This window comes from Acinetobacter sp. 129952 (assembly GCF_056642055.1).
In genome coordinates, this window is record NZ_JBWVSU010000014.1 from 39,465 (window position 1) to 66,405 (window position 26,941).

The 26,941-nt window shown below is 40.2% G+C and carries 16 protein-coding genes, 16 pseudogenes and 1 other annotated feature; of the genes and pseudogenes, 18 read left to right on the forward strand and 14 right to left on the reverse strand.

What is annotated here, in order from left to right:
- Positions 1 to 78: 78 nt before the first annotated feature.
- The 3 genes and pseudogenes from ptsP to AC1IR0_RS13520 all read left to right on the forward strand — a co-directional run.
- Positions 79 to 1,728 (forward strand): annotated as a pseudogene (ptsP, locus tag AC1IR0_RS13510) (phosphoenolpyruvate--protein phosphotransferase); the annotation flags it as partial.
- A gap of 7 nt (positions 1,729 to 1,735) precedes the next feature.
- The gene (gene pfkB / locus AC1IR0_RS13515) at positions 1,736 to 2,668 is read left to right on the forward strand and encodes a 1-phosphofructokinase (protein ID WP_004647820.1); all 933 of its coding nucleotides are present in this window, start codon (positions 1,736 to 1,738) and stop codon (positions 2,666 to 2,668) included.
- Between the two features lie 4 nt (positions 2,669 to 2,672).
- Positions 2,673 to 4,355: a fructose-specific PTS transporter subunit EIIC gene (locus AC1IR0_RS13520; protein ID WP_004647821.1), complete on the forward strand. Its 1,683-nt coding sequence runs from the start codon at positions 2,673 to 2,675 to the stop codon at positions 4,353 to 4,355.
- A gap of 29 nt (positions 4,356 to 4,384) precedes the next feature.
- On the opposite strand, the pseudogene AC1IR0_RS13525 reads toward AC1IR0_RS13520, so the two are convergent.
- From AC1IR0_RS13525 to AC1IR0_RS13560, 8 genes and pseudogenes are all read right to left on the reverse strand, one after another.
- Positions 4,385 to 4,752 (reverse strand): annotated as a pseudogene (locus AC1IR0_RS13525) (HipA domain-containing protein); the annotation flags it as partial.
- Positions 4,753 to 4,783: 31 nt separating this feature from the next.
- Positions 4,784 to 5,937: pseudogene (gene tnpC / locus AC1IR0_RS13530) on the reverse strand (IS66 family transposase).
- Positions 5,938 to 6,097: 160 nt separating this feature from the next.
- The gene (gene tnpB / locus AC1IR0_RS13535; RefSeq protein ID WP_016807156.1) at positions 6,098 to 6,487 is read right to left on the reverse strand and encodes an IS66 family insertion sequence element accessory protein TnpB; all 390 of its coding nucleotides are present in this window, start codon (positions 6,485 to 6,487) and stop codon (positions 6,098 to 6,100) included.
- A 22-nt stretch (positions 6,488 to 6,509) separates the two neighbouring features.
- The gene (locus AC1IR0_RS13540) at positions 6,510 to 6,860 is read right to left on the reverse strand and encodes a transposase (protein WP_479741482.1); all 351 of its coding nucleotides are present in this window, start codon (positions 6,858 to 6,860) and stop codon (positions 6,510 to 6,512) included.
- Positions 6,861 to 6,993: 133 nt separating this feature from the next.
- Complete coding sequence (locus tag AC1IR0_RS13545) at positions 6,994 to 8,805, reverse strand: monovalent cation:proton antiporter-2 (CPA2) family protein (protein WP_441367689.1); 1,812 nt, start codon at positions 8,803 to 8,805, stop codon at positions 6,994 to 6,996.
- Positions 8,806 to 8,890: 85 nt separating this feature from the next.
- Positions 8,891 to 9,012 (reverse strand): annotated as a pseudogene (locus AC1IR0_RS13550) (IS5/IS1182 family transposase); the annotation flags it as partial.
- Positions 9,013 to 9,020: 8 nt separating this feature from the next.
- Positions 9,021 to 9,853, reverse strand: a pseudogene (locus AC1IR0_RS13555) (IS982 family transposase).
- 114 nt (positions 9,854 to 9,967) lie between these two features.
- Positions 9,968 to 10,201, reverse strand: a pseudogene (locus AC1IR0_RS13560) (transposase); the annotation flags it as partial.
- A 303-nt stretch (positions 10,202 to 10,504) separates the two neighbouring features.
- Between AC1IR0_RS13560 and AC1IR0_RS13565 the strand changes: the two are divergent.
- The 4 genes and pseudogenes from AC1IR0_RS13565 to AC1IR0_RS13580 all read left to right on the forward strand — a co-directional run bounded on the left by AC1IR0_RS13565 (position 10,505) and on the right by AC1IR0_RS13580 (position 16,231).
- A complete protein-coding gene (locus AC1IR0_RS13565) occupies positions 10,505 to 11,140 on the forward strand; it encodes a TetR/AcrR family transcriptional regulator (RefSeq protein WP_479741483.1) in 636 nt (211 codons plus the stop codon).
- An 89-nt stretch (positions 11,141 to 11,229) separates the two neighbouring features.
- Entirely contained in the window at positions 11,230 to 12,207 is a 978-nt protein-coding gene (gene acuI / locus AC1IR0_RS13570; RefSeq protein WP_004647831.1) for an acrylyl-CoA reductase (NADPH), read from the forward strand.
- Positions 12,208 to 12,300: 93 nt separating this feature from the next.
- A pseudogene (locus tag AC1IR0_RS13575) lies at positions 12,301 to 13,524 on the forward strand (IS256 family transposase).
- 40 nt (positions 13,525 to 13,564) lie between these two features.
- Complete coding sequence (locus AC1IR0_RS13580; protein WP_479741484.1) at positions 13,565 to 16,231, forward strand: excinuclease ABC subunit UvrA; 2,667 nt, start codon at positions 13,565 to 13,567, stop codon at positions 16,229 to 16,231.
- 168 nt (positions 16,232 to 16,399) lie between these two features.
- Here AC1IR0_RS13580 and AC1IR0_RS13585 read toward each other — a convergent pair.
- Both AC1IR0_RS13585 and AC1IR0_RS13590 read right to left on the reverse strand, forming a co-directional pair.
- A protein-coding gene (locus tag AC1IR0_RS13585) for an IS3 family transposase (RefSeq protein ID WP_479741485.1) occupies positions 16,400 to 17,475 on the reverse strand; the annotation gives its coding sequence in 2 pieces (ribosomal slippage) (positions 16,400 to 17,223 and positions 17,223 to 17,475; 1,077 coding nt in all).
- A gap of 64 nt (positions 17,476 to 17,539) precedes the next feature.
- A pseudogene (locus tag AC1IR0_RS13590) lies at positions 17,540 to 17,647 on the reverse strand (site-specific integrase); the annotation flags it as partial.
- A 241-nt stretch (positions 17,648 to 17,888) separates the two neighbouring features.
- Between AC1IR0_RS13590 and AC1IR0_RS13595 the strand changes: the two are divergent.
- The 7 genes and pseudogenes from AC1IR0_RS13595 to AC1IR0_RS13625 all read left to right on the forward strand — a co-directional run.
- Positions 17,889 to 18,170 (forward strand): annotated as a pseudogene (locus tag AC1IR0_RS13595) (ISNCY family transposase); the annotation flags it as partial.
- A pseudogene (locus AC1IR0_RS13600) lies at positions 18,164 to 18,528 on the forward strand (IS3 family transposase); the annotation flags it as partial. The pseudogenes AC1IR0_RS13595 and AC1IR0_RS13600, both read left to right, overlap by 7 nt.
- Before the next feature lie 197 nt (positions 18,529 to 18,725).
- A complete protein-coding gene (locus tag AC1IR0_RS13605; RefSeq protein WP_004647839.1) occupies positions 18,726 to 19,187 on the forward strand; it encodes a DIP1984 family protein in 462 nt (153 codons plus the stop codon).
- A gap of 546 nt (positions 19,188 to 19,733) precedes the next feature.
- Complete coding sequence (locus AC1IR0_RS13610; protein WP_004647840.1) at positions 19,734 to 19,934, forward strand: transposase; 201 nt, start codon at positions 19,734 to 19,736, stop codon at positions 19,932 to 19,934.
- Between the two features lie 37 nt (positions 19,935 to 19,971).
- On the forward strand, positions 19,972 to 20,160 hold the full coding sequence (locus tag AC1IR0_RS13615) for a hypothetical protein (protein ID WP_016807214.1): 189 nt from the start codon (positions 19,972 to 19,974) through the stop codon (positions 20,158 to 20,160).
- Positions 20,161 to 20,225: 65 nt separating this feature from the next.
- Positions 20,226 to 20,401 (forward strand): annotated as a pseudogene (tnpB, locus tag AC1IR0_RS13620) (IS66 family insertion sequence element accessory protein TnpB); the annotation flags it as partial.
- A gap of 153 nt (positions 20,402 to 20,554) precedes the next feature.
- A pseudogene (locus tag AC1IR0_RS13625) lies at positions 20,555 to 20,941 on the forward strand (IS66 family transposase); the annotation flags it as partial.
- On the opposite strand, the pseudogene AC1IR0_RS13630 reads toward AC1IR0_RS13625, so the two are convergent.
- Both AC1IR0_RS13630 and AC1IR0_RS13635 read right to left on the reverse strand, forming a co-directional pair.
- Positions 20,937 to 21,123, reverse strand: a pseudogene (locus AC1IR0_RS13630) (transposase); the annotation flags it as partial. The pseudogenes AC1IR0_RS13625 and AC1IR0_RS13630 sit on opposite strands and share 5 nt — an antisense overlap.
- Positions 21,124 to 21,493: 370 nt before the next feature.
- Positions 21,494 to 22,713, reverse strand: a protein-coding gene (locus AC1IR0_RS13635) for an IS3 family transposase (RefSeq protein WP_479741486.1) whose coding sequence is annotated in 2 segments (ribosomal slippage) — positions 21,494 to 22,437 and positions 22,437 to 22,713 — 1,221 coding nt in all. Because the reading frame shifts where the segments join, the coding sequence is not laid out codon by codon here.
- Positions 22,322 to 22,438: a sequence feature (AL1L pseudoknot), on the reverse strand. It overlaps the preceding gene by 117 nt.
- A gap of 192 nt (positions 22,714 to 22,905) precedes the next feature.
- On the opposite strand from AC1IR0_RS13635, the pseudogene AC1IR0_RS13640 reads away from it, so the two are divergent.
- Positions 22,906 to 23,079, forward strand: a pseudogene (locus tag AC1IR0_RS13640) (transposase); the annotation flags it as partial.
- Positions 23,080 to 23,206: 127 nt separating this feature from the next.
- On the opposite strand, the gene AC1IR0_RS13645 reads toward AC1IR0_RS13640, so the two are convergent.
- Positions 23,207 to 24,067, reverse strand: coding sequence for a LysR family transcriptional regulator (locus tag AC1IR0_RS13645; RefSeq protein ID WP_026444478.1), 861 nt, complete (start codon positions 24,065 to 24,067; stop codon positions 23,207 to 23,209).
- A gap of 136 nt (positions 24,068 to 24,203) precedes the next feature.
- Between AC1IR0_RS13645 and AC1IR0_RS13650 the strand changes: the two genes are divergently transcribed.
- The 3 genes and pseudogenes from AC1IR0_RS13650 to AC1IR0_RS13660 form a co-directional block, all read left to right on the forward strand.
- Positions 24,204 to 24,914, forward strand: a complete 711-nt coding sequence (locus AC1IR0_RS13650; protein ID WP_101235095.1) for an AzlC family ABC transporter permease — start codon at positions 24,204 to 24,206, stop codon at positions 24,912 to 24,914.
- Positions 24,911 to 25,219, forward strand: coding sequence for an AzlD family protein (locus AC1IR0_RS13655; protein ID WP_004897618.1), 309 nt, complete (start codon positions 24,911 to 24,913; stop codon positions 25,217 to 25,219). The genes AC1IR0_RS13650 and AC1IR0_RS13655 overlap by 4 nt, the downstream gene beginning before the upstream one ends.
- Positions 25,220 to 26,116: 897 nt before the next feature.
- A pseudogene (locus tag AC1IR0_RS13660) lies at positions 26,117 to 26,411 on the forward strand (transposase); the annotation flags it as partial.
- Between the two features lie 28 nt (positions 26,412 to 26,439).
- Here AC1IR0_RS13660 and AC1IR0_RS13665 read toward each other — a convergent pair.
- Positions 26,440 to 26,767: pseudogene (locus AC1IR0_RS13665) on the reverse strand (transposase-like zinc-binding domain-containing protein).
- Positions 26,768 to 26,941: the final 174 nt, after the last annotated feature.

Consider the following 26,941-nt stretch of genomic DNA (forward strand, 5'->3'; position numbering starts at 1 on the left):
CATCAGCACAGCAGTAGTGACCCAGTCGTAAATACTTTGGAATTAATGCCTTTTGAATCACATGGCGATACGGGTAGCTGCGGTATTGCGGCATCAACTGGCCTTGCTTTTGGTCCTGCACATGTGGTGAAGCCACATGAATTTAGTTATGAACGTCGCGGACAGAGTTTTAAAGCTGAGAATGAAAAGCTTGAAATTGCGCTTCATCAGGTGAAAAATAGCTTACGTCAATTCATTGCACATACTGAATCTACTGCCATTAAGCAGATCTTCATGGCACATTTGGAAATGCTGGATGATCCAGACCTCCTCCAAAGTGTACAACGCGGTTTAAAACAGGGGTTGTCTGCTGCTGCAGCTTGGCATGCTCATATTGAAGTGGCTGCTACCGCACAGGCTGCACTTAGCGATCGTTTACTTGCAGAGCGTGCGGCTGATTTAAGGGATATTGGTGAGCGAGTTTTGGCTGTTTTGTGCGGTGTGGCCGATGTCACAGAACCCGAGCAACCTTATATCTTAATTATGCATGATGTTGGCCCGAGTGATGTAGCGCGTCTGAATAAAGATCGTGTTGCAGGCATTTTGACCGCGGTTGGTGGAGCGAGTGCCCATAGTGCTATTGTGGCACGTGCTCTGGCTATTCCAGCAGTCGTAGGTGCGGGTGTAGCTGTTTTAAATATTGAGAACCATGCCACAGTACTAATTAATGGGGATACTGGTGAGTATGTGGTCTCACCCGAGCAAAGTCAGATTGATCATGCCATTGCAGAGCGCCAACGCCAGCGTGAGTTGCGAGAACAAGCGGAACAGCATTGTTTAGAACCTGCCATGACACTGGATCAACATCAAGTTGAAATCGCAGCCAATATTGGCAAAGTGGGCGCTACGATACAGGCTGTGGCCGATGGGGCAGAAGCAATTGGTTTGCTACGCACAGAATTGGTCTTTATGTCACACAGCAGTGCGCCTGATGAGGCTACACAAGAAGCCGATTATCGGGTGGTGTTAGATGCTTTGGCGGGTCGTCCATTGGTGGTACGTACACTTGATGTGGGCGGGGACAAACCTTTGCCGTATTTGCCTATTGAAAAGGAAGAAAATCCATTCTTGGGCTTACGTGGTATTCGTCTGACTTTACGTAAGCCAGAGTTGCTACGTCAACAATTGGTTGCTTTACTTAAAGCAGCGGATAATCGCCCATTAAGAATTATGTTTCCTATGATTGGGCGGGTTGAAGAATGGCGAGCAGCAAAAGCAATTTTGGATGAGGTTCGCATACAGCATCCATGTGAAAACTTACAAGTCGGTATTATGATTGAGGTTCCTGCGGCAGCATTGTTGGCTCCAATTCTTGCTCAAGAAGTTGATTTTTTTAGTATTGGAACCAATGACTTGACTCAATATACTCTGGCGATTGACCGTGGTCATCCACTATTGTCTGCCGAAGCTGATGGCTTACATCCGAGTATTTTGCTATTGATTGATCAAACTGTTCGGGCAGCACATCAGCATGGTAAATGGGTGGGCATTTGTGGTGAATTGGCTGCTGATCCAAAAGCTGTGCCTGTATTGATAGGCTTGGGCGTGGATGAGTTGAGTATGTCGAGTACCAGTATTCCATTGGTGAAGGCGCAAATTCGTGGTTTGAACTATATAAATTGCCAACAGGTCGCACAGCAAGCCTTAAGTTGTGACAGTGCGTCTGCCGTACGTGCATTGGTGGAGTAATTACCGAATGGCTAAGATATTAAGCATTACTCTGAATCCTGCAATTGACCTCACCGTGCAATTGGATCAACTAAAAGTTGGCGAGGTCAATCGTCAGTTAACAGCCCAAAGCCATGCAGCAGGTAAGGGCTTAAACGTGGCACAGGTCCTTAAGGATTTGGGACATGAACTGATTGTGAGTGGCTTTTTGGGGCAAGAAAACCGTCAAATTTTTGACCATCATATCCAGCAAGAGCAATTTGATAACCAATTTATTTATGTTGCAGGTCAAACACGACAAAACATTAAAGTTGCAGAAGCTTCTGGTCAGATGACTGACATCAATGGCAAGGGCTTTTTTGTAGATACCTCAGCAAAACAACAACTATGTGAACGTCTATCTCAACTGATTTTAGAGGTTGATGTGATTGTGATTGCTGGCAGTTTGCCACAAGGTTTTTCTGCAGAAGAGCTTTCGACACTGATTCTATGGTTACAGTCTGCGGGTAAAAAAGTCGCAGTAGATACCAGTGGTGTTGCGTTGAAAGCAGCAATTGCTGCCCATCCTTGGTTGATTAAGCCTAATACAGATGAGTTGACAGAAACCTACCATTTGCCAGCAGAAACGTTTGCAGAACAGCAGCATCTTTTTGCCAGTTTAAATAGTCAGATCGAACATATTGTGGTCTCGATGGGTGAAAACGGGGTGAACTGGCTTCACCGCACGCAAACCCTGCATGCTACTGCACCGAAGGTCACCGTCCAAAGTACGGTGGGTGCGGGAGATTCCTTGCTGGCAGGTATGATTCATGGCTTGTTGAGTTCAACTTCCCCAGAAGAAACATTGAAAACAGCAACCGCAATTGCGAGCAATGCTGTGACCCAAATTGGGTTTGCCCTTCCAGACTTTGCTGTTATTGAAGATTTGAAATCGCAAATCTCAGTCCAATCATTGAGTTAATACGATGCAAGAGATAAAACATATTTTATTTGTGCCACATAGTCCCGAGCAGCCGATTAATGCAGTGATTTTGGCCAAAAAACTGTCCAAAGCAGCAACAGCACTTGGTATTTCCAATGATGTGGCGACATCAGTTGAGCATCTCGATTTATCAAATGTTATTGATACGGTTGTTTTTGTTGGACAGAAGTCGGCAGATGCGACTCAACTGCGTGACAAGGTTGTGAAAGTCATTGGTTTGAATAACGCGCAACACGATGCGATCATGCTTTTGCAACAAGTTCTTGAGCATTCAGATGCTTTAGATGAAACTATTGCAGCCAATGTAGGGGTTACACGCTTTGTCGCCATTACAGCATGTCCAACTGGTGTTGCGCATACGTTTATGGCGGCCGAAGCCTTACAACAAGGTGCAGTAAAGCACGGTTATCAGATTGATGTTGAAACCCAAGGATCGGTTGGGGCTAAAAATGTTTTATCGGCAGAAAGTATTGCCAAAGCAGATGTGGTGATCTTAGCAACGGATATTGAGGTCAATACAGATCGCTTTGTAGGCAAACGCGTATATCGCTGCAGTACAGGATTTGCCCTTAAGCAAACGGATAAGACTTTTGCAAACGCAATTGCTGAAGCCAAAGTGCTTGAAACGGGTAAGCAAACAGCCACTAAGACAGAAAATGAAAACAAAGAAAAAACTGGAATTTATAAACACCTTTTAACAGGGGTGTCTTTCATGCTGCCGATGGTGGTGGCGGGCGGTTTGATCATTGCCATCTCGTTTATGTTTGGCCTCAATCCTGTTGAAGGAAGCTTTGCCGCATCCTTAAAGCAAATAGGTGCTGCAGCATTTACTCTTATGGTACCTATGCTGGCAGGTTACATTGCTTATTCTATTGCGGATCGTCCGGGTTTAACTCCAGGTTTGATTGGCGGTTTACTTGCAACACAATTAGAGGCAGGCTTTCTCGGTGGATTAGTTGCAGGTTTTATTGCAGGTTATATTGCGTTATTTTTATCAAAACAGCTTAAACTCCCAAGTAGCCTAGAAGCATTAAAACCAATTTTGATTATTCCACTATTGGCCAGTTTAGCTGTTGGTTTAATCATGATTTATGTGGTTGGACAGCCTGTTGCACAATTGTTTGAATTACTCACACACTTCCTTGCCAATATGGGGACGACCAATGCCATGATTATGGGGATTATCCTTGGGAGTATGATGTGTATTGATGTTGGGGGGCCAATAAATAAAGCGGCTTATGCCTTTACGGTGGGCTTACTTACGTCACAAACATACGGACCGATGGCGATTACCATGGCTGCGGGTATGGTACCGCCATTGGGTATGGCAATTGCAACTTTTCTGGCAAAGCATAAATTTGCCAAACCTGAGCAAGATGCAGGGAAGGCTGCTGTAGTTCTGGGCCTATGTTTCATCTCGGAAGGGGCTATTCCGTTTGCTGCCAAAGACCCGATTCGAGTGCTTCCATGCGCGATCGCAGGTGGTGCTGTAACTGGGGCTTTGGTTGCATTATTTAAATGTGAACTAGTCACTCCTCATGGCGGTGTAATGGTACTGATCATTCCGAATGCGATGAATTATCCATTAAAATATTTATTGGCGATTGCGATTGGAAGTGTGGTGACTGGTGTAGCTTATGCCGTGATAAAACAACGGTTAGAATAAGCCCTTCATAGAAGCTTTGTGAAAGCTATTTAGTGCAATAAATGAATATTTGCTCAATCCTATTTTGGACCAGTTGGAGAGTCTCTGCTTGAATTTGTCCAGGTAATAGGTCATGAGCGATATTGCTGAATCGGATTGCAACCTTACAAATCGAGCCAATAATTTCATCGACTTCTTGGACACAAAGTTCCGCTTCCTGAGTACCAAGTTTCACAAGAGCTTGTCGAGGAATATCCAGTGCCTCACCCATGATATCCATTTGATGATATCCCCCTGGTCCTTCACAGAAAGTAACATCATAGGCAGGGGCTAGTTTCCATTGCCCATTTTGGGACATCAGAAATGAAAAGTTTTTGCAATGATCATCTCGATTATTGAATACTACATTGAAAACAGCGTAAGCGTCCGCTGAACCCCATCGCTATTTTTTAATTTGAGTTGGGTTTCCAGCGGTGTGGCAGTAATTCTTCAATCTGGGTCACTTTATGTGTCGGCAACCTTTTCAGCACATCACTTAAATAGGCATACGGATCTAGCCCATTCAGCTTTGCTGACTGAATCAGGGTCATGACATTCGCAGCTCGCTGACCACTGCGTAGCGAGCCAGCAAACAACCAGTCCTTGCGTCCCAATGCCCAGGGACGCATTTGATTTTCGACCCAATTGTTGCAAATCGGTAGATTGCCATCATCCAAATAGCGACTTAAAGCTGGCCAACGCTTCAGAGTGTAATTGATCGCCTTGGCGATTGGAGAACTCGACGGCACCGTCAGATAATGTTGGTTGAGCCATTCATATAGTTGTTGCATCACCGATTGGCTATGTTGTTGCCGGTATTCGCGACGGTGTTGCGCTGTACCATCGGTCTTTTTCCTGAGTTCTGCTTCTATGGCATACAGTTTCTGAATCATCACTAATGCTTGTTCAGCGACCTGACTTTTCCCGGTCACATGCAGTTCATGGAATTTAAGATGTGCATGGGCCATGCAGCCCACCTCAATGATCTGGCCTGATTTAAAGCGTGCTTTATAACCACCATAATCATCACAGACCAGATGGCCTTGCCAGTCTTTCAGGAACTCTTCAGCATGCTTATCCTGAAAGTCATAGATCACCGCCTGAAGTAGATTGTACTGTGTGGTGGCATAGGCCCAGACATAACCTTTCTTCGGTTTTTTCTCATTCTCACCCATCTGCATGATGGTGACCGGTGTTTCATCGGCATGCAGCACCTGTTGCTGCAGTACAAGCTGTCACAGCTGCATTGCGTTGAGGCAGGTTCGTGCTCAATACGCAGAGTGAGTAGATGATCAGGTAGCGGTCGACGTTTAGGTTTGTTGGCTGGGGCTTTCTGTGTCGCTGCATCGGTTTTAGCTGCATTCAGCCGTTCCAGTTCCAGATCAACCGCGGCAATATCTTCTTCAACCGCTTCATCCCAGAGGTGGATTTGTTTGGCCGTTAAGTATTCATTCTTCTGGGCGAACTTATGCCGTTTAAACTGCAAAAGTTCATGCTCGTATTTTTGATTGAGATTAGAGAGAGATTTAACTTTAGAATCTAATTGCTGATTTGATTGTTCCAGTTGTTGTTTTGATTATGCTAAAGACTGATGCTGCAGCGCCAACTGTCGGATAAATTCCAGCAGGTGTTCATGGGTCAGTTGGTTTAAATCAGGCAGCACTTTCATGACTGCAGTATGGTTGAGATCATGTTTGGAGAATAGCAGAATGGATGAGTTCGATTTAGAGCATTGTTACCACTTGCTGCAGACCGATTCTTTGCCAAGTTAAACCGTGGATCAGTGCTTGTAACTGCTCCGGGCTGAGGGTCACGGTTTCATCTTGGTGAACTTTAGCCCAGTGGAATTTTCCCTGTTCCAGCCGTCGGGCACATAGCCAGATGCCCAGCCCATCATGCACCAGCACTTTCATGCGACGGCCACGCTTATTACAGAACAGATAAGCACAATGCGGTTTGATATAGCCAAAGGCTCTCAGCACCTGAGCCATGACAGTATCCATACCTGCTCGCATATCCAGAGGTTGGGTAGAAAGCCAGATTTCATCAATGCGGATCATTTGATCAAGCCCTGAAGTAAAAGCAGCAACTCCTTGGCCGATTCCACTGGCCATTCTATTTCGATCACCTGATCTCTTACGGAGCATTGTTTCTGATGCAGTGGAATTCTGATATGAGCGACAGCATTCTTTTCCGGTTCAGGTGGCGGCGGTGCTTCTTGTTTGACTCTGGTGTCGGGTGAAGAATGACGGGAAGAAAGTCGGTCTGTGGAATGGAAGGGGTTGTGAATGATGGAACCATTGATCTGGACTGACGAATCCATTTATGTAATAGATTGGCATTGATCTGATGTTGCATTGTGACCTTAGCCACTGATGTATTTGGCTGCAGGCAAAGCTCGACCAAGTGCTGTTTAAAATCAGTTGCGAAGATTCTGCGGGCTCTTTCTGTCGTTTGTTCAGTGTCTATAAAAGTGTCTAAGGCCATAAACATAATGTCCATTTAATAAATAATGGGCACTATTGGTATATTGAGAAAATAAGAAAAGTGGGGTTCAGCGGATGCTTACCGAAAAAGAGATCTACAGAGACCTCTTTTTATTTGGGCTTAATACGTGAAATTATTGATGAGTGTCATCTTCATTCAGAATTTGCCCTGTGTGCTTTGGTGTAATTAAAGGTGCAGTCGGACGCGGTCCTGTGTATTGCAAGCCGATACCCGCATAGACATCATCTGCTGCAACTTCGGTTTCAAAACGTTCTTTGTCTCGTTCTCGGATTTCTTGGCTAATTTCTTCAACATCACTCTGGTCAACACCCAATTCTTCTAAAATCGCACCGCCAAATAGCATTGCCGACTCGAAGGTTTCTCGAATCATGTAATCCACATTTTGTTTTGCTAAATGCAGCGCATGCTCACGGTCATAAGAGCGAACCAGTAACTTGGTTAAAGGAAATTCATGTTGCACCAATTCTACAATCTTATTCGTCGTTTCTTTGTGGTCTACGCAAACAACAATTGCCTCAGCCGTATCTGCTCCCGAGGCATGTAAAATATCTAAACGAGAACCATCGCCATAGTAAATTTTAAATCCAAATCTTTCAGCGTTTTGAATCATGTCGATATCATTATCAATGATGGTCACATCAATCCCTCGAGCAAGCAGTAATTGACTGGAGACTTGTCCAAAACGACCGAAACCAATCATCAATACTTTTCCAGAAAGTCCTTCGGCAATACGGATATTTTCTAAAGAAGTTTGTTCTGTAGTTTGGGTAAAAGGTTTAAATAGAATGCCTATAATCGGGGTCAAAATCATCGACAAGACTACAATCGCAGTCAGGTTTGAGCTTTCAACAGCACTAATGATTTGAGCACTCATGGCGGCAGCAAAGAGTACAAAAGCAAACTCGCCCCCTTGAGCCATCAGTAATGCGCGATCGAGTGCTTCGGAGTGTGAACTTTTGGTCATGCGTGCAATTAGGTAAATCATGGATGCTTTGACAAACATCAGCAGAAGTACAGCACTTAAGATTAACACCCAGTTATTTTTTACGACGTTAAGGTCTAGTGACATGCCTACACCTAGAAAAAATAATCCGAGCAATATGCCACGAAACGGTTCAATATCTGCTTCAATCTGATGGCGAAAAGTGGATTCGGAGAGTAATACCCCTGCAAGGAAAGCCCCCATTGCCATCGATAAGCCACTGACTTGCATCAGTAATGCTGCGCCGAGTACCACTAAGAGTGCTGCTGCAGTCATGACTTCACGGGCTTTGGCTACGGCTAATAAGCGAAATAAAGGATTAAGCAACCAATAGCCTGCAGCGATTAAACCTGCAATTGAAATTAAACCAATTCCGATGCTCTGCAAACGCGTAGAAGTACTTTCAACAACATGATTCGGTGCGATAAAAGCAACAATTGCCAATAAAGGGACAATCAACAAGTCTTCAAACAGCAGGATCGAGACAATTTTCTGTCCTCGTGGTTGAGCAATGTCTCCACGATCTCCCAAAAGTTGCATAACAATTGCAGTCGAGGTGAGTACAAAGCCTGCAGCACATACAAAACTCACTTGCCAAGAATAGCCATAGACCAAGCCTACCGCCGTTAACCCCAATGAACAGGCACTAATCTGTAATGCGCCTAATCCAAAAATTTCTTTTCTTAAACTCCATAAATACGATGGACGCATTTCTAGTCCAATCACAAACAGATACATCACAATACCAAGCTCAGCAATATGCAGAATAGACGCAGAATCGTAGAAAAATGCTAGTCCAAATGGACCAATAATTAATCCTGCAATTAAATATCCCAATACCGAGCTTAATCCTAGACGCTTTATTAAGGGGACTGAAATCACTGCCGCTGTGAGCAGTATGACAGGGGATAGAAGGCTGATAGATGTGGCTTCTGCACTCATATATTTCTCAGGTTTTGTATGAGGTCTGTTGACATTTCAAGTATAGAATTTACCCGATAAAGGTAGCCAAATATATATACAGGCTTCAAGCTAATGCAACTGCATCCTCATAGCTACTCAGTAGCTTATCATATGGTGTTGCTATTCCTCTGAACTGCTTTAACCTATAAATGCGTTCTCAACTAAGTATCTAATTTTATATAAATACGCCAATCTCAACTTAAAATAAGATTTTCGAATTGAATTGGTGAATGACCAAGCTTTTTATTTAGCACCACACAAATTGTATGCGACAGAATTTTACGAGTTATGCGGTGGGTTAAATGCCATAGATCTTTTGCCCTCACTTTCTGAATGTGAAAGCGATCTGCTAATTGACCAATCACTGTTTCAATCTTTCTTCGGGCTTTCATCATTATTTGCATTGTCTCTTTAGGTCTGAAATCTATCATGTTTTTTCTAAAGGGTGTTTGTAAATCAATACCCTGATATTCATAATATCGTTTCAATTCTGGTTTTAAATAGCCCTTATCTGCTCCCAGTAAACCGTAAATATCATTCGTGATTTCAGGTGCAACATCTCGCTCATCACAATGAGCAGGTGCAAAGGTATAACCCGTAATCATGCCTGAAAGATTAATGACGATATGAGCTTTGAAACCATCAAGTTTTTATGCTTTCTAGCTCTGGTATAACTACAGACAGGGAGTGGGAAGCCATCAATAAAGTGAATGTTATCTGAACCATAACGCTGAATGAGCTGTGCCATAATGGATTGACTGACATGCCACAGGTTTGCACAATGTTTACAGAAATTGGGATAAGATCCTAATTTTGGAAACCATTCTAACCAATTGTTTTTGAAATACATCCAAATATTTTTGTCTGTATCTAAAACAAGAAATTCACCTACTATTTGCATAGTGATGATTTCTACATCAGTAACAGCAGGCGGAAAACCACGAGTTCTCAGAGGCTGAATAACAACAATGGGATAAAGCTGTTCTATGATTACATAGACAAAAATGATAAATTCTTCAATGGACATAACTTTGCTTTAATTTCTTGGTGGAAACTAAAATAGGGTTATGTCCTTTTTATTTCAATCACTTAAAAAGTTGAAATTGGGGTTTAATATATTGAAATATATTAATTATTTTTTTATGCTATCCAATCCATCACCAAACACCTGTGAGTCACTGACATTATTGGTTGTGAGCTGAGCTGCAAGTTTTTGCAGTGTTTCAGCATCTATTATACCTATGTGAAGTTTACGCTATTGTCATCGATATTCAGACTGATGTTTTTTACGTTTTCATTCACCTTCTCTTAAAAACCTCAAGCCAGTAGGGTCAATGAGTAGATGGAGACTATCGCGACTTTTTTGATAGCTAAGAAGCCTCCAGTGGTAAGTTTGTGCAACAGAGCCTTATTTAACTAAAAATTTTCTATTTAACTTATGTTTACCTAAAATCTAGTTTATAAATTATTTTTACAATATATTTATTAATTTCAATATTTTGAAGAAAAATAATAGAAATTTATAAAAAATTAGTTCATAAACTTATAGGATTTTTAAGAGCATTTATATGAATGACTAAGTACTGTGAAAAAAGAGAACTAGATGACGTTTAGATAAAATTTTCAATCAAATAATCTTATTGTTGTTATTTCTAGTCACATAGTCTATTTTTATTATATGAATTATTCTTCCTCACCCAAAAGACCACGTGGTCGACCAACCAAACACGGCTGTAACTATGCAGACACTAAAGAAGTTTTAATCCACCGAGGTATCGAGTTACTGACCGAACGTGGAATGAATGCTATGAGCTTGGACGATCTCATGAAATCAGTCCAAGTTCCTAAAGGGTCTTTCTACCATTATTTTGTAAATAAAGAGGCTTTTATTTTAGAAGTCTTAGATGCTTATGAACTTTATTTTGTGAAGCGATTGAATAAGTTTTTAAGTCAAACTGATCTTTCCCCACTAGAAAAGCTGCAAAATTTTGTAAAAGATGCGGGTGAAAAAATGCAAAAATATGATTTTAAACGAGGTTGTATTTTAGGTAACTTAGGACAAGAAGTGTCGTATTTACCACAAGAAATCATTGCCCGAATCGAAAATATCTTTAAGATATGGGAGAAATTAGTTTCTGATTGCCTACATCAGTCAAATTCACAATATAGCCTAGCTGATTGCGATGAAGCTGCTTATCAGTTTTGGATTGGGTGGGAAGGTGCAGTTCTAAGAGCACGTTTGGTCAAATCAACAAGTCCCTTAGATGCATTTTATCGCTTGTTTACTTTAGCTGTAAAACAACAAATCACGTAAAAAGTTAATTAAAAAATAAATGCAGACGTCTGTATTTATTTTTTAATTAATTCTAGACAAGCAGTCTAATTAAATGGAGAGGAAGTTCTATGTACAAAGGTATTGTAATTACTAAAGATGAAGCAGGTTACACATCACAAATTACTGAGATTGCATCAAAGCCTTTACAAGAAGGAGAGGTTAGAGTCGAAGTCAAATATTCAACACTCAATTATAAAGATGCTTTAGCCATTACTGGGCGTTCACCAGTGGTGCGTAGTTTTCCTTTGACCCCAGGCATCGATTTTTCGGGTGTTGTGATTGAATCAAAACATCCAGCATGGAAAGAAAGAGATGAAGTTCTACTGAATGGTTGGGGAGTGGGTGAAAAGTATTTTGGAGGGCTAGCCGAGCAAGTCACTGTTTCTGGTGATTGGCTCATACAAAAACCTTCTGCTTTTTCTTTTAAAGATACGATGGTTATTGGTACAGCAGGTTATACCGCAATGTTGTGTGTCATGGCTTTACAAAAACATGGTATTAAACCAAGTGATGGAAAAATTTTAGTGACAGGTGCAAATGGTGGAGTAGGTAGTATTGCCATTATTATTTTGAATCATCTTGGTTATGAGATTACAGCTTCAACTGGTCGACCTCAAGAGTCAGAATATTTAACCTATCTAGGTGCGAGTGAAATTATTGATCGTATTGAATTATCTTCCCCAGGAAAGCCATTAAACAAAGAAGTTTGGGCTGGCGTAATTGATACTGTTGGAAGCCATACTTTAGCCAATGCATGTGCTAGTACAAAATATCGTGGTGCAGTTGCTGCGTGTGGTTTGGCAGGCGGAATGGATTTTCCAGCAACAGTTGCTCCATTTATTCTAAGAGGGATTACCTTATATGGAATTGATAGCGTGATGGCACCAATCGAATTAAGAAAAGAAGCATGGGAACGTTTGGCTACAGAATTAGATCAAACAAAATTAGAAACAGTAACGACTGAAATTCAGTTAACAGATGCTTTAAATATTTCAAATGAAATTTTAGATGGAAAAATTCGAGGTAGAGTTGTTGTACAGATATAGTTCAACAAAATGAGTTGTGGGACTGTTCTAAATTTTGTGTAAGTACTTAATTTTCATTTATCCTACTGAGGATAATAAAAAGAGGTACTTCACATGGATGAAGCTACAATCAAAAGTATGGCAGCTGAATTAGCTAAAGGTTTAAAAACTCCTGAAGATTTAAACCAAATGACAGCCATATTTAAAAAGTTCATGATTTAAACCGCTCTGAATACTGAGCTTTCTGAACATTTAGGCTATGAAAAGCATCAACCTAAGAAAGGATCTAATGCACGTAATGGTTTTAGCTCCAAAACAGTTCTAACACAAGATGGGCAGCTTGCTTTAGATATCCCTCGTGATCGTGACGGCTCTTTTGAACCACAGATTATTAAGAAGCATCAAACGCGCATTACTAGCATGGATGATCAAATTCTTTCGCTATATGCGAAAGGAATGACAAATAGAGAAATTGTTGCTTTCTTTAAAGAAATGTACGATGCCGATGTATCTGCCTCCCTTATTAGTAAGGTGACGGATGCTGTCATTGAACAAGTGACAGAATGGCAAAATAGAACACTCGATAGTCTTTATCCTGTTGTCTATTTAGATTGCATTGTTGTTAAGGTTCGTCAGCATTCAACAGTAATCAATAAATCAGTTTATTTAGCATTAGGCATTAACCTGGATGGTCAAAAAGAACTTCTTGGCATGTGGCTTGCTCAAACAGAATGTTCCAAATTCTGGCTGTCAGTCATGACAGAGCTTAAAAATCGAGGAGTGCAAGATATTCTTGTAGCCTGCCTTGCGAAGCAGCGCTTCTCAGGACTAAAAGGCTTTCCTGATGCGATAGCCTCTGTCTACCCTCATACTGATATCCAGCTGTGTATCGTACATGTTGTACGCAATAGCCTGAGATTTGTGAGCTGGAAGGACTACAAAGCTGTAACAGCAGGATTGAAGGCGATCTATCAGGCAAGTACAGAGGAAAATGCTTTAAAGTCCCTAGATATCTTCTGCGATCAATGGCATCACCAGTATCCAAAAATTGGAGAATCCTGGCGGGCAAATTGGGAAAATATCCGAACGATCTTTAGCTATCCTGCTGAAATACGTCATGCGATTTACACAACAAATGCAATTGAATCATTGAATAGCGTGATCCGCCATTCAACTAAAAAGAGAAAGATCTTCTCTTCTGATGATTCAGTGAAAAAGGTCATTTATTTAGCAACTTCAAATGCTGCTAAAAAATGGACCATGCCAATTCAAAATTGGCGTTTAGCAATGAATTGGTTTACGATTCAGTTCGATGATCGATTAAAAGATCATTTATAAAAAATGAGACTTACACAAAATAATTTACAGGCTCAGAAACATGAGAATACATTCTTTTGGTGAACACAATAACATTACTTTATCTAATAATTGTATTGAAGTTCGAGGTGCACGTGAGCATAACCTTAAGGATGTAGATGTTTCTATCCCAAGAAATGCACTTGTTGTTTTCTCAGGTGTATCGGGTTCAGGAAAATCATCACTTGCTTTTGGAACTATTTTTGCTGAAGCACAAAGAAGATATTTCGAATCTGTTGCACCTTATGCAAGACGCTTAATAGATCAGGCCGGAGTACCAGATGTTGATGCTATTGATGGTCTACCACCAGCAGTAGCATTGCAACAACAACGTGGTGCAAGTAATACCCGTTCTTCTGTTGGAAGTGTAACAACTTTATCAAGTCTCGTGCGAATGATTTATTCGCGTGCTGGTGCATATCCTGCCGATCAGCCAATGTTATATGCCGAGGACTTTTCACCGAACACTCCTCAAGGTGCTTGTCCTACCTGTCATGGTTTAGGTCACATTTATGAAGTTACAGAATCGACAATGGTTCCTGACCCAACACTCAGTATTCGTGAGAGAGCTATCGCATCATGGCCACCTGCTTGGCACGGGCAAAACTTACGCGATATCCTAGTAACCCTAGGGTATGATGTTGATCGACCATGGAAAGATTTACCGCAATCGGATAGAGACTGGATTTTATTTACTGAAGAAACCCCAACAGTTCCTGTCTATGCTGGTTTAAGCCCCGCTGAGACTCAATCTGCACTTAAACGTAAACTAGAACCCAGCTATATGGGCACTTTCACTGGTGCTCGTCGCTATGTCCTTCATACTTTTGCTAATACCCAAAGTACGTTGATGAAAAAACGTGTTTCACGTTTTATGGAAGGAAAAATATGCCCTTCCTGTCATGGTAAACGCCTTAAACCAGAAGCCTTATCTATTACCTTTGCTGGAGTAGATATTGGTGAGTTTATGCAACTTTCTTTGGATAAGTTAACTTGCCTGCTTGAGCCCATTGTTCTTGGCAATTTCGACGCTCATAATGCTGGAGAAAAGGCTAATAATAAAGTAACCCAACTTGATAGATCTGAACGAGCAACAACAGGTAGAGCAGTGCATTCTGTATCTCCAGATGTAAGACGTACGTCAGCACTTTCAGATGAAAAGAAAATTGCTGCCCAGCGTTTAGCAAATGGTGTGGTGGGGCGTTTAAATCAATTACGCCAGTTAGGTCTTGGTTATCTAACATTAGATAGAGCCACACCGACTCTTTCAGCGGGAGAGTTACAACGTTTGCGTTTAGCAACACAATTAAGTTCTATGCTATTTGGTGTAGTTTATGTACTGGATGAACCGTCTGCTGGATTACATCCTTCAGATAGTCAGTCATTATATGATTCTCTCGATAAATTAAGAGACGCTGGAAACTCCGTATTTGTTGTAGAGCATGATTTAGAGCTCATGCGTCGTGCTCAATGGTTAGTGGATGTTGGACCAGATGCAGGAGAGCAAGGTGGTAATATTTTATATAGTGGAGTACCTCAGGGTTTAAGTGAGATTTCAGCTTCACGTACTGCAAGTTATTTATTTAATAAAATCCCAGTTACTCAAAGTTATGGACGTACACCCTCTGGTTGGCTTGAACTTAACAATATTTACCGACATAACCTGCATAATATTGATGCTCGTATACCTCTTGGTGTACTTACAGCAGTTACAGGTATTTCAGGTTCAGGTAAATCTAGTCTCGTTTCTCAAGCTTTACCCGAGTTAGTACTTTCATATTTAGGCAATGAGTCTGAAACTGAAAACAATAATGAAAATAATCCTTTAAATGAAGGAATGTTGGTTAACGAGGTTACACAGGGTTCTCTGGCTGGTGATGTGGAGGCTATACAGCGTCTGGTACAGGTTGATCAAAAACCAATTGGCCGTACTCCACGTTCTAATCTGGCAACTTATACGGGTTTATTTGATCATGTTAGAAAGTTATTTGCTGGGACTCCTGAAGCTCGCCAAGCTCATTATGATGCTGGACGTTTTTCGTTTAATGTGGCTAAAGGGCGATGTGAAACTTGTGAAGGTGAAGGCTTTGTCAGTGTAGAGTTATTGTTTATGCCAAGTGTATATGCCCCTTGTCCGACATGTCATGGTGCTCGATATAATGATGACACTCTGAAAATTCGCTGGAATGGACGTAATATTGCTGAAGTATTAGGAATGACCGTCAATGAAGCACGTGATTTTTTTGATGGAGAGGTCTCGATTGCTCGTTCACTACAATTATTAAAGGAAATTGGCCTTGGTTATTTACGTTTAGGGCAACCAGCGACTGAACTATCTGGTGGAGAAGCGCAACGTATTAAATTGGCGACCGAGCTGCAACGCAATCAGCGTGGAAATACACTGTATATACTTGATGAGCCAACTACAGGTTTGCATCCATCAGATGTAGATCGATTGTTAGTTCAATTGCAGCGATTAGTCGATGCGGGTAATACCGTGGTTATGATTGAGCATGATATGCGTGCCGTTGCACAAGCAGATTGGGTGATTGATGTGGGACCAGGTGCTGGAAATGCTGGTGGGAATATTGTTGTGGCAGGAACACCAAAACAAATAACAGAAAATCAAGATAGCCGTACTGCTCCATATTTAGTTAATGAGTTAGTGAGTCGTGATACTAAACGTTGATATTGCGAGTGGGTAGAATAAAACCTTAAATTAAAAGCCTGTAAAATCAATCAGATATTTTTTGTTTTAGGTGGTGTGTGAGCATGAAATCTAAAAGTTTTTTTCAACTAAGGGCTTTGTTGCACAAACGGTAATCCTCCCATTAATAACCGAAGTTAAAAGTAGAGGTTAAGCAGCCATTAGAGGTGGCCTTCCTTTGTTTGCTTGGTGTGGTCTTTCATGGTTGTAATGCCACAGCCAGTTTGTTGCATAATCTTGTACTTCATCCAAAGTATCAAATAAATGTTTGCTCAGCCAACTATAACGTATAGTCCGATTATAGCGTTCAATATACGCATTCTGCTGTGGTTTACCTGGTTGAATATATTCAATACGAATACCTTGTTCAGTTGCCCAGCGTACAAATTCGTGACTGATAAACTCCGGGCCATTGTCACACCGAATAACTAACAGTTTTTCTCGCCATTCCAATAACTGATTCAATGTGTGAATAACCCTGATCGTGGGTAATGAGAATCCTGCTTCAATAGTCAAACCTTCTCGACGGTAATCATCAATCACATTCAACAATCGGAACTTACGACTATCGATCAGCTGGTCATGCATAAAATCCAGTGACCAGACCTGATTTGCCCGGATCGGCTCTTTCAGTGGTTCTGGTGCATGCCGTTTTAGTCTTCTTCTCGGTTTAATGCGCAGATTCAGTGCTAACTCACAGTAAATGCGATAAACACGCTTATGATTCCAAACATGGTTTTCAACATGACGTAGATAAGAGAAACACAGACCAAAACCCCAATCTGTATTTTCTTCAGTGAGCTCAATGAGCTGTTCTGCAATTAATGTATTGTCATCGTTTAACTTGGATTGATAACGGTAGCAGCTTTCACTGATACTAAATCCTCGGCAAGCCAAACGAATGCTAATCGCATAGTGGGCAACTGCCTGTTGTGCCATCTTACGTCGGCAAGATGGCCTCACCACTTTTTTGCCATCGCTTCCTGAATGATCTCTGCCTTTAAGCGTTCTTCAGCATACATCTTTTTAAGTCTGGTATTTTCTGCTTCCAGTTCTTTGAGTTTTGCCATTAATGATGTATCCATACCGCCATATTTGGCACGCCATTTATAGAAGGTCGCATTACTCATACCGTGTTCACGACAAAGGGCGGCTACAGGTGTGCCAGACCCCGCCTGTTTCAAAATGGACATGATCTGACTGTCAGTAAATTTAGATGTTTTCATGCAGAATCTCCTGCCTATACTTTAAGAGAAAATTCTACTTTTAGGTCCTATTGTTTTTAGGAGGGATTACTGGGTACAAACATGGACATGATGAATCCAGATCAAACAAAAGAATAATTTGATTTTCGTTTGAAACTTTCTTTTCCAAATGAATTGTTTTTAAAGCAAACATAGTAAAGTTTATGAAGTATTCTTGAGGTCAACATATTATATTTTACAAATGAAATTGAAATTATTTAAGTTATTGAATTTTCGTTTAATAAAAGAAGATATGAAGTTATTATCAGGTATAAGTAATTTAACATAATCAATATTATACGAAATCAGTGTTGTAAGCCCAAAATAGAAATGTCCGCTTTTAGAATGTGCACTTTTGCAATTTCCTTAGCGGACGGTTTGATATGTTGGTGTCTATGTCGGATAAAGAACTTAAACGATTGTCGGTCTTGCAGGAAATCTGCGATCAACGCATAACTCAATCCCAGGCTGCTCAGCTACTTCTACTTCATATTTCAGAATGTCAGGTCAGACGCTTACTGCAGAAATACAAAGTTCAAGGTCCAGCTGTATTAGCCCATACGGGTCGTGGCCAAACCAGCAATTCCAGGCTTTCTGAAGAACTCAGACTCAAGTGCCTCAATATTGTTTCTGATCAACTGCATGGTTTCGGACCAACCTTGGCGCATGAAAAGCTTATTCAACAGGAGTTATGGTTCATTCTGACCAAGGCAGTCAGTACTGTAGTCGTGCTTTTAGAGCGCTATTATTGACGAATAACTTTATTCAAAGTATGTCAGGCAGTCTTGCGCAGTACACTGCTCATGTTGGGACAATGCAGTGACTGAAAGCTTCTTTCATACATTGAAAGGTCATGTAATCCATGGCAGTGTGTTTGCCACTCGAAAAGAAGCGAATGCTGTCCTGTTCGACTATATCGAGATTTATTACAATCGAATCAGAATACATTCTGCAAATGGCTGGTTAAGTCCTGAAGCCTTTGAACAAAAATATTGTAAGAATTTAGAGGGATCGAATGTCCATAATACTGTCTAGGATCAGATAAAGGATTCTGCATCTGAAAAAAAGGCCTTTAGCTTAATTCTGAGCTTCGACTAATGACAAAATATAAGACTTCTACCTCTGAAAATTGTAAAAAATCAATTTTTTTGATCTTTAAAGAATGAGGATATAGTATTTGTAAAATTACTTAGCTGCTTAAAACTTAATTCTAATTGGTTAATAGGTGAAAAATGAAATTAGCAGAAGCTCTCTTACTTCGAAGTGATCAACAAAAAAAAATTATTTCACTAAAACAACGTATCAATGCAAATGTATTGGTACAAGATGGTGATAAACCATCTGAAGATCCAAATGAACTATTGAAACAAGTATTTTCTTTAATTCAAGAATTTCAAAAATTAAGTTATGCAATTCATGAAACTAATGCTTTAACAAAATTAAATGATGGTCGTTCTCTACTTGCTTTATTGACTTTGCGTGATGAATTTGTAGAACAGCACAAAACCCTAACTGCAGCAATAAGTAATACATCTCGTGAATCTGATCGTTATAGTACGCGGGAAATAAAGTGGCATAAAGTTATTCCAGTTTCATCATTACAAAAACAAGCTGATGATATTAGTCTTAAATTACGTGATTTAAATGTGTTAATTCAGTCGAATAATTGGAAAATTGATTTGATTGAAGCCTAATAGTCCTTTAGATATAATCAAGTTGAACATACTGGGCGAGTACAAGATCCCTTACTTCCACAACATAGGATTGTAAATAAAGTGTAGTGGCTTGCAAAGCAAGTGGATAAGCTTAAAATTTTAAGTACAAATCAATCCATCACTTGGCATAACTCAAATCTTTGTGCGAACAAAGTTACACGTTACTTATAACTACCATGTACTGACAGTATGTTCACCTCAATTACTAAAAATAAAGAAATGAGCAAGCATCAGCTCAACTACATTTCTATTTTTAATTCGGTTCGGCTTTGTTGCATAACGAGCTGAAAAACAGATTTTGAAAACAGCAGATTCAAATCACAAGTGCGACACATTTGTAGTTAGTTGAAAAATTTAGGTGTATTCGTAGAATCATTAGACTTTTTCAACTCGCAATTGGAAAGCACGCAATGAAGAAATACACCCAACTCTCTCAAGATGAAAGTAAGCGTCCGCTGAGCCCCACTTTTTCTCACTCATGAATACCACGATAGTGTCCACTAAATTTTAAGTGGACACCTATTTATGGATTTAAAGACAGTTATAGACAGCACACCAATGCTAAAAAAGCCCCGTCGAACCTTCACGGCTGAATTTAAACATCAACTTATTCAGCAATGCCAGCAGCCAGATACATCAGTGGCTAAGGTCGCAATGCAACATCAGATCAATGCCAATCTGTTGCATAAATGGATTCGTCAGTCCAGATCAATGCCCCTGCATTAACACCCCCTCCATTCCACAGACTGACTTTCTTCCGGTCATGCTTCACCCGACTCCAGTCAAACAAGACGCACCTCCGCCACCTGTGCCGGAGAAGAATGCTGTCGCTCATATCAGGATTCCATTGCATAAGGAACAAAGTTCCGCAAGGGATCAGATGATCGAGATCGACTGGCCAGTGGAGTCAGTAACTGAATTACTGTTGCTGATCCAGGGTTTGACTCAATGATCCGTATTGATGAAATCTGGTTGTCTACCCAGCCCATGGACATGCGTGCGGGTATGGATACTGCCATGGCTAAGGTGTTGAGAGCCTTTGGCTCGATCAAACCGCATTGCGCTTACCTGTTCTGTAATAAACGTGGCCATCGCATGAAAGTGCTGGTGCATGATGGACGGGGATCTGGCTGTGTGCCCGGCGGCTGGAACAGGGAAAATTCCACTGGGCGCAGGTTCACCAGGGTGAAAGCATGGCGATCAGTCTGGAACAGTTACAGTCACTGATCCAAGGTTTGCCTTGGCAGCGCATTGGTGGTGACGATGCTCTAAACCAGCTTGGTACATTCTGCTATTCTCCAAACGTTCTATTTCCTCTGCGTCATGACCTCAGGCATACTGCGGTCATTAAAATGCTGCCTGACTTAAGCCAACTGACCCATGAACAACTGCTGGAATTTACCAGACAGCTAGCGCTGCAGCATCAACAACTCGCAGAAGATAAACAACAATTAGATACCAAAGTTCAGCATCTTGAAGTATCAAATCAGCAATTGGATGCCAAAGTTCAACATCTTGAAGCATGCAACCAACATCTCTCTGTTCTCACTCAAAAATACGAGCATGAACTTGCGCTATTTAAACAGTATAAATTCGGTAGTAAAAATGAACATCTCACCGCAAAACAAATCCACCTATGGGACGAAGCGGTTGAAGAAGATATTGCTGCGGTTGACCTGGAACTGGAACGACTGAATGCAGATAAAATGAATACAGCTGCGCAGAAAAGCGAGTATGCACGACTCTAAAATCACCAAAGCGTTCGAATAAGTCTCGCCACGGGATACCTGAACGATAGCGCTTCAACAAATAGTCGGTTATCTTTGGCCGTTACTCCAACAGTACCCATTCGTCCAGGTAACAGATCTTTAACCTGTTCCCACTGATCATCTTTTAATGCATAGCGTTTAGTCATGAAAAAATTATGAGGACCGGTAATATTTTCTCAAGCTAATTGATGACACGCCCTAAGAATAAAAAAATATTTATAAAAATAGACGTCTTGCGTTAGTCAAAATTTAAAATTTAAACAGCCAAAAGCTACATATTATAAGGTTTTAGCCAATTCAAAAATTAGGTAAAACGATACTTTCGCAAGAGGTCTAATCTATATTTTTTAGATTTAGCTATACAGAATTTATCATTCTGTATAGCATAGACTTTATACTCTATTAGTATCTAGAGTATAGTAAGAGTCAGACTGCTTAGCTAAAAGTTCAATAAACTGCGGAATTGCACTTGCACTTTGAACCGTACCGGGTTTGTCGGAGACTTTTTTATTTAAGTTAGGCCACCTGACCTAACGGGTTAATCTTATCATAGTACATTGCTTCAAACTCAAAAGGCGACTTGTAACCCAATGCACTGTGTACACGCTCTTTATTGAACCAATCTACCCAGTTGAGTGTCGCAAGTTGTACATCCGCTAAACCTTGCCAATCTGCTTTTAAATATTCAATCACCTCTGTTTTGTATAAGCCATTCACTGTTTCAGCCAAAGCATTATCGTATGAATCACCAGTTGTACCGACTGACGCTCGTAAATTTGCTGCTTCTAGACGATTGGTATAGCGAATGGAAAGATATTGCACACCTCTATCGGAATGATGAATTACATTCTTTGGCATACCTCGATCATGCAAAGCTTGTTCTAATGCATCAAGCACCATATCTGTATTCATACGTGTTGATACTTTCCATCCAACAATTGCTCGTGAAAACACATCAATAATAAATGCGGTATAGACCCAACCTGACTTGGTTTGAATATACGTAAAGTCACTGACCCACAGCTGATCTGGATGATCAGCACTAAAATTACGTTTCACTAAATCATTCGCTCGTTTTTGATCATCTCGGCTACGGGTGGTTTGTTTGTTCTTACCTCGCCAAACACCTTGTATACCTAGCTTTTTCATTAATCGAGCAACAGTACAGCGTGCAATAATATAGCCTTCACGTTTCAGTTTTTGCCAGACTTTACGTACACCATATCGACCTGAACTTTCCTTCCAAATTCGTTTAATTTGTTCAGCATGATGCTCATCATGTAAATCTCGCTTTGCTCGATGTTCTGGATTTTCGCAGAGATCTAGAGTCCGGTAATAGATTGAAGCTGCGATCGGTAAAATCCTACAAATCGCATCAACACCATATAAGTCTTTATTGTTATGGATGAAATCCACCATTATTTGTGTGGGCGGTCGAGCTCCGCCTGGGCGAAAAAAGCGGCTGCTTTACGTAGAATCTCATTGGCGCGTTGCAGTTCTTTATTTTCGCGTTCGAGTTGTTTGATACGTTCTTGGTCTGAAAGCTGCTGTACTTTAACTGGATTTTGTTTATCTAAATATTTTTGATACCAAACACGTAGTGTTTCAGGAGTACAACCAATCTTAGGCGCAATTGCTGTGATTGCAGCCCAAGTAGAAGGATAATCTTTTTCAGATTCAATCAATAATTGAACCGCTCTTTCTCTGATTTCAGGGGTATATTTTAATTTTGTCATCGGGATAGTCTCTCAGAATATTGACTCTCCGACAAACCCGGTACGGTTCAAATACTTATTACGCAGCAGCCTTTTTCAAACAAGAAATTTCTGCATAGGCTGCTTTTAAAGAGTTCAGATGGTAATCCCCTCCTAAAAATAAAAGGATCTAAAAGTAGAATTTTCTCTTAAGATACAAGCAGGAAATTCTGTATGAAAACATCTAAATTTATTGACAGTCAAATCATGTCCATTTTGAAACAGGCGGAATCTGGTACACCTGTCGCTACTCTTTGCCGTGAACATGGCATGAGCAATGCTACATTCTATAAATGGCGTGCTAAATATGGCGGTATGGATACTTCATTAATGGTTCGACTCAGAAAGTTTGGATATTCTTATTTAATTGAACATTCAATCGCACATAACATTGGACATTGATTCTTATTCTACTTGGACACTTAAATAATTTCTGACAAGTTAAATGTAGGATAAAGATAATTTCTCATTTTATTTATACAATTGATTCTCTCAATGTTGATATTAATAAATCCTGCAAATAGCTTACAGCTTCAAACTCTAGAGATTTTTGACTTCGATAAACTGCTACTTGCATTGGTTTTAGTGGTCCTAGCCCATGTTCAGCACCTAGAATTTTCAAATGGGGTGGCACACTACAACGTGTGAATACAGCGACTGCTAAGCCACTTTCAACAGCAGCAATTTGTCCTGCTAGACTAGAACTATTATATACAACCCGATACGTTTTCCCCTGGAGGGCTAAAGACTGAATAGCATTACGTTTGGCTAAACTTGTATCTTCATATACTGCAATTTTCAGAGGACTTGTTTTCCAAGTTTCAAACTGAGGTGAACCTACCCAGACAAGAGGTTCATAAAACAATAAAGTTCCTTGGCGTGAATGCTCTCTAGAGATTAAAGCTAAATCTAGATCACCAGATTCAATACGAGGAATAAGGGATGTGGATTGCTCGCAATGTAGTTCAATTTCAACTTTGTGATGTAATGTAGAAAACTTCTTTAACACTGGTGTTAAGTAAGTTGATGCGTAGTCATCAGGAACACCTAATCTTATGCGCCCACTTAATTCTGTATTCTGAAAGGCGTTGTGTATTTCATTATGCAAAGCCATCATTCTTCTCGCATAACCTAAAAGCAACTCCCCTTGTGATGTCAGTTGAAGCTGTCTACTTGATCTTTTAATCAATTCACATTGCAAGGCCTCTTCTAATTTTTTAAGTTGCATACTTACAGCCGATTGAGAGCGGTTTAAATCAGGTGCAGCACTTGAAAGTGAGCCTTTATCAACCACAGCTAAGAAACATTTTAGCCAATCAATTTGAAGATCACGCACTCACCGCTACCTTTTAATATTCGATAAACGAATACTATACTACTGAATTATTCGCTTTTATAAATTCAAATAGATTATAAAATTTAATTCCTCTCTCACCTTTATTTTTAAAAGGTTTTCATATCAAGGATCTGTTGTGTCAAACATAGACCAAGAACTTAGCAAATTGAATAATGACCTTATCTGGAAAGGATTCAAAAGTCTGCTTCCTATTTCTATTTTTGTGGCAATTTTTGGTGCTGCATTTGGATTAGCTGCCATTCAGACTGGATTAGATCCTTTATCTATCATTTCGATGAGTACCTTTGTATTTGCGGGCGCTGCTCAATTTGCCACATTAGAATTATGGGGACAAAGTGTGTCTTTAATTCCTCTGCTAGTGACTATTTTCTTCATTAATGCACGACATATTTTAATGGGTGCATCTTTATACCCTTGGCTAAAGAATCTATCGCCACTCAAACGATATAGCATTCTATTAGTCATTTCTGATGCGAATTGGGCATTCGCTCAACAAGCATTTCAAAATCAAAAACAAGGGCTTGGAATTTTATTTGGTGGCGGAATTGCTCTATGGCTATTCTGGGTAATAGGGACTTGTTTGGGTTTATATTTTGGTAGTGTTATTCAAAACCCAACCCATTTTGGTCTAGATATGGTTATGGCTTGTTTTCTGCTGTCAATAGTTGTTGGGGGGCAGAAAAATTTAAGAATTATCTGTATATGGATAGCAGCAGCTATAAGTTCATTACTTGCTTATTGGTACTTACCTGAAAACTCTCATGTTGTTGTTGGAGCTTTAGTAGGTGGCGTTGTTGGTATGCTATTAAAGGACAAACAGGCATGAATTTAGAGATAAGTACACAGTCGGTAGGACTTATTATTTTCATTATGGCACTTGTAACATTGGCCACCCGTTGGGGTGGTGTTTTCATCATGTCCTTTATCCCAATCAATGACCGAATACAGCGTTTTATTAGCGCAATGTCAGCTTCTGTATTGGTCGCTATATTGGCTCCAATTGCAATTGAGGGGGATCTTGGTGCTCGATGTGCATTATTAGCGACAGCTATAACAGCGGTGATTTTCAAAAAACCTCTAGTTGCTATAGGGACTGGTATTATCACTGCGGCTGTTATACGACAGTTTTAGGGATAAGCTCCTGCAATTGATTTGATAAAGCCAAACACACAAGCGTTGGGCTTTTATGATTTATCAACAGGATTATTAATGCTCGAAATCTGCTCAGGACTCTCCACCCATGATTCGCGATGCTCTTCACGGTATGGAGCCGCCTTTCGCTTTCAATCGACACGCTCAGATTGCGTTTAGTCTGAGTCGCAAGAGAGTATTTTGGATCTAACTATCCACCCGCACACGCCTTTCTCTCTCATTGGCTTGTTATCTCGGCGAGGGAACTACCCAACATGCCACTTAAACAATCGACCAACGTATTCCCTGCGCCCTTTCCCCAGTGCAATTCTTCAGATAGGAAAGCGATTATAAAATCTTTAGCCTTTGATGCCTGCCGTCACTTATCCACCTGCACATCAAAGCCACGAAGAAGATCAAGCCAACATATAAACAGTTGCACTTACAAACTTAATCTTTTGTACAGACGTAGTGAACGAACCGATGGGTTTAAATTGTATGACGAAGCACATTTAACGAAATTTTTTATATCTGAGGCATTGAAACCAAAGCAATTTCTCAAAAAATTAGACTGTGTACAAAAAAATTTACATATAAACGGTTGTACAAAAGAATAATTTCCTTAAAATATGAGGAACTGGCAGTTACAAGCCTCTGGTGATTATCTGTACGAGTTTCAGCTCTACAGATCTTTCGTTAAAAGATACTGGTAATATCATTTAACTGTAACGCCAATAAATTTAATACAAAGGCCCTTGTTAAAACAAGGGCCTTTGTATTCCAGTTACATAAAAAATGAAATTAGCTATGTTAATGGGCTGCAATGTGATTTGGACAGCTCTTTTACTGAACCGTACCGGGTTTGTTGGAGACAACTTTTCTTGAGAGAAGGTTCCGATGACAAAACCCAAATATACCCCTGAAATCAAAGAAAGAGCAGTTCGCTTACTTGTCAAACCCGAAAAAGACTATATCCCTCGACTTGAATTGCAATCACAACAATTTCTCGCAAGATTGGCTGTACTCCTGAAAAACTTCGTGCCAGGCATCAAATGCATTTAGATCAGCAACGTATCAAACAACTTGAAAACTAGAATAAAGAACTGCAACGGGCGAATGAAATTCTTCGTAAAGCAGAAGCTTTTTTCGCCCAAGCGGAGCTCGACCACCCACACAAATAATGATTGATTTCAGGTGGTGTTTCAAAAATTATACTGGGATTAAATGCAGCCATTATTGATGTAGAAGAAGGTTAAATCGAAAGCCTTAAAGTGATTTTCTAACTTTTTCGAAAAATTACAGCTTCTCCTAAGCTCATCGACTTCAAGACATTCGTAGTGACTTTGTTTAGGACGAATCTGATAGGTCGATTCACTTAAGGTTCGTAATACCTGAGTTGCACCCTTGATAGCTTAATCCATGATCACCAATAAACTGATGTTTGCAATCTTTGCACTGATGGTTTTGTTTCCCATCTACTTTGATGCCATTTCTCTTTATATTATTACTTAGACAGGTAGGACATTTGATTTGTAGCGTTATTTTCATACCTCTATTCTATCAAAAGCCATATTTTTTTTCAGCATACTTTTTAAAACACCACCTAATTTTTTATGAAGTTATGAAGTTATGAAGTTATGAAGTTATGAAGTTATGAAGTTATGAAGTTATGAAGTTATGAAGTTATGAAGTTATGAAGTTATGAAGTTATGAAGTTATGAA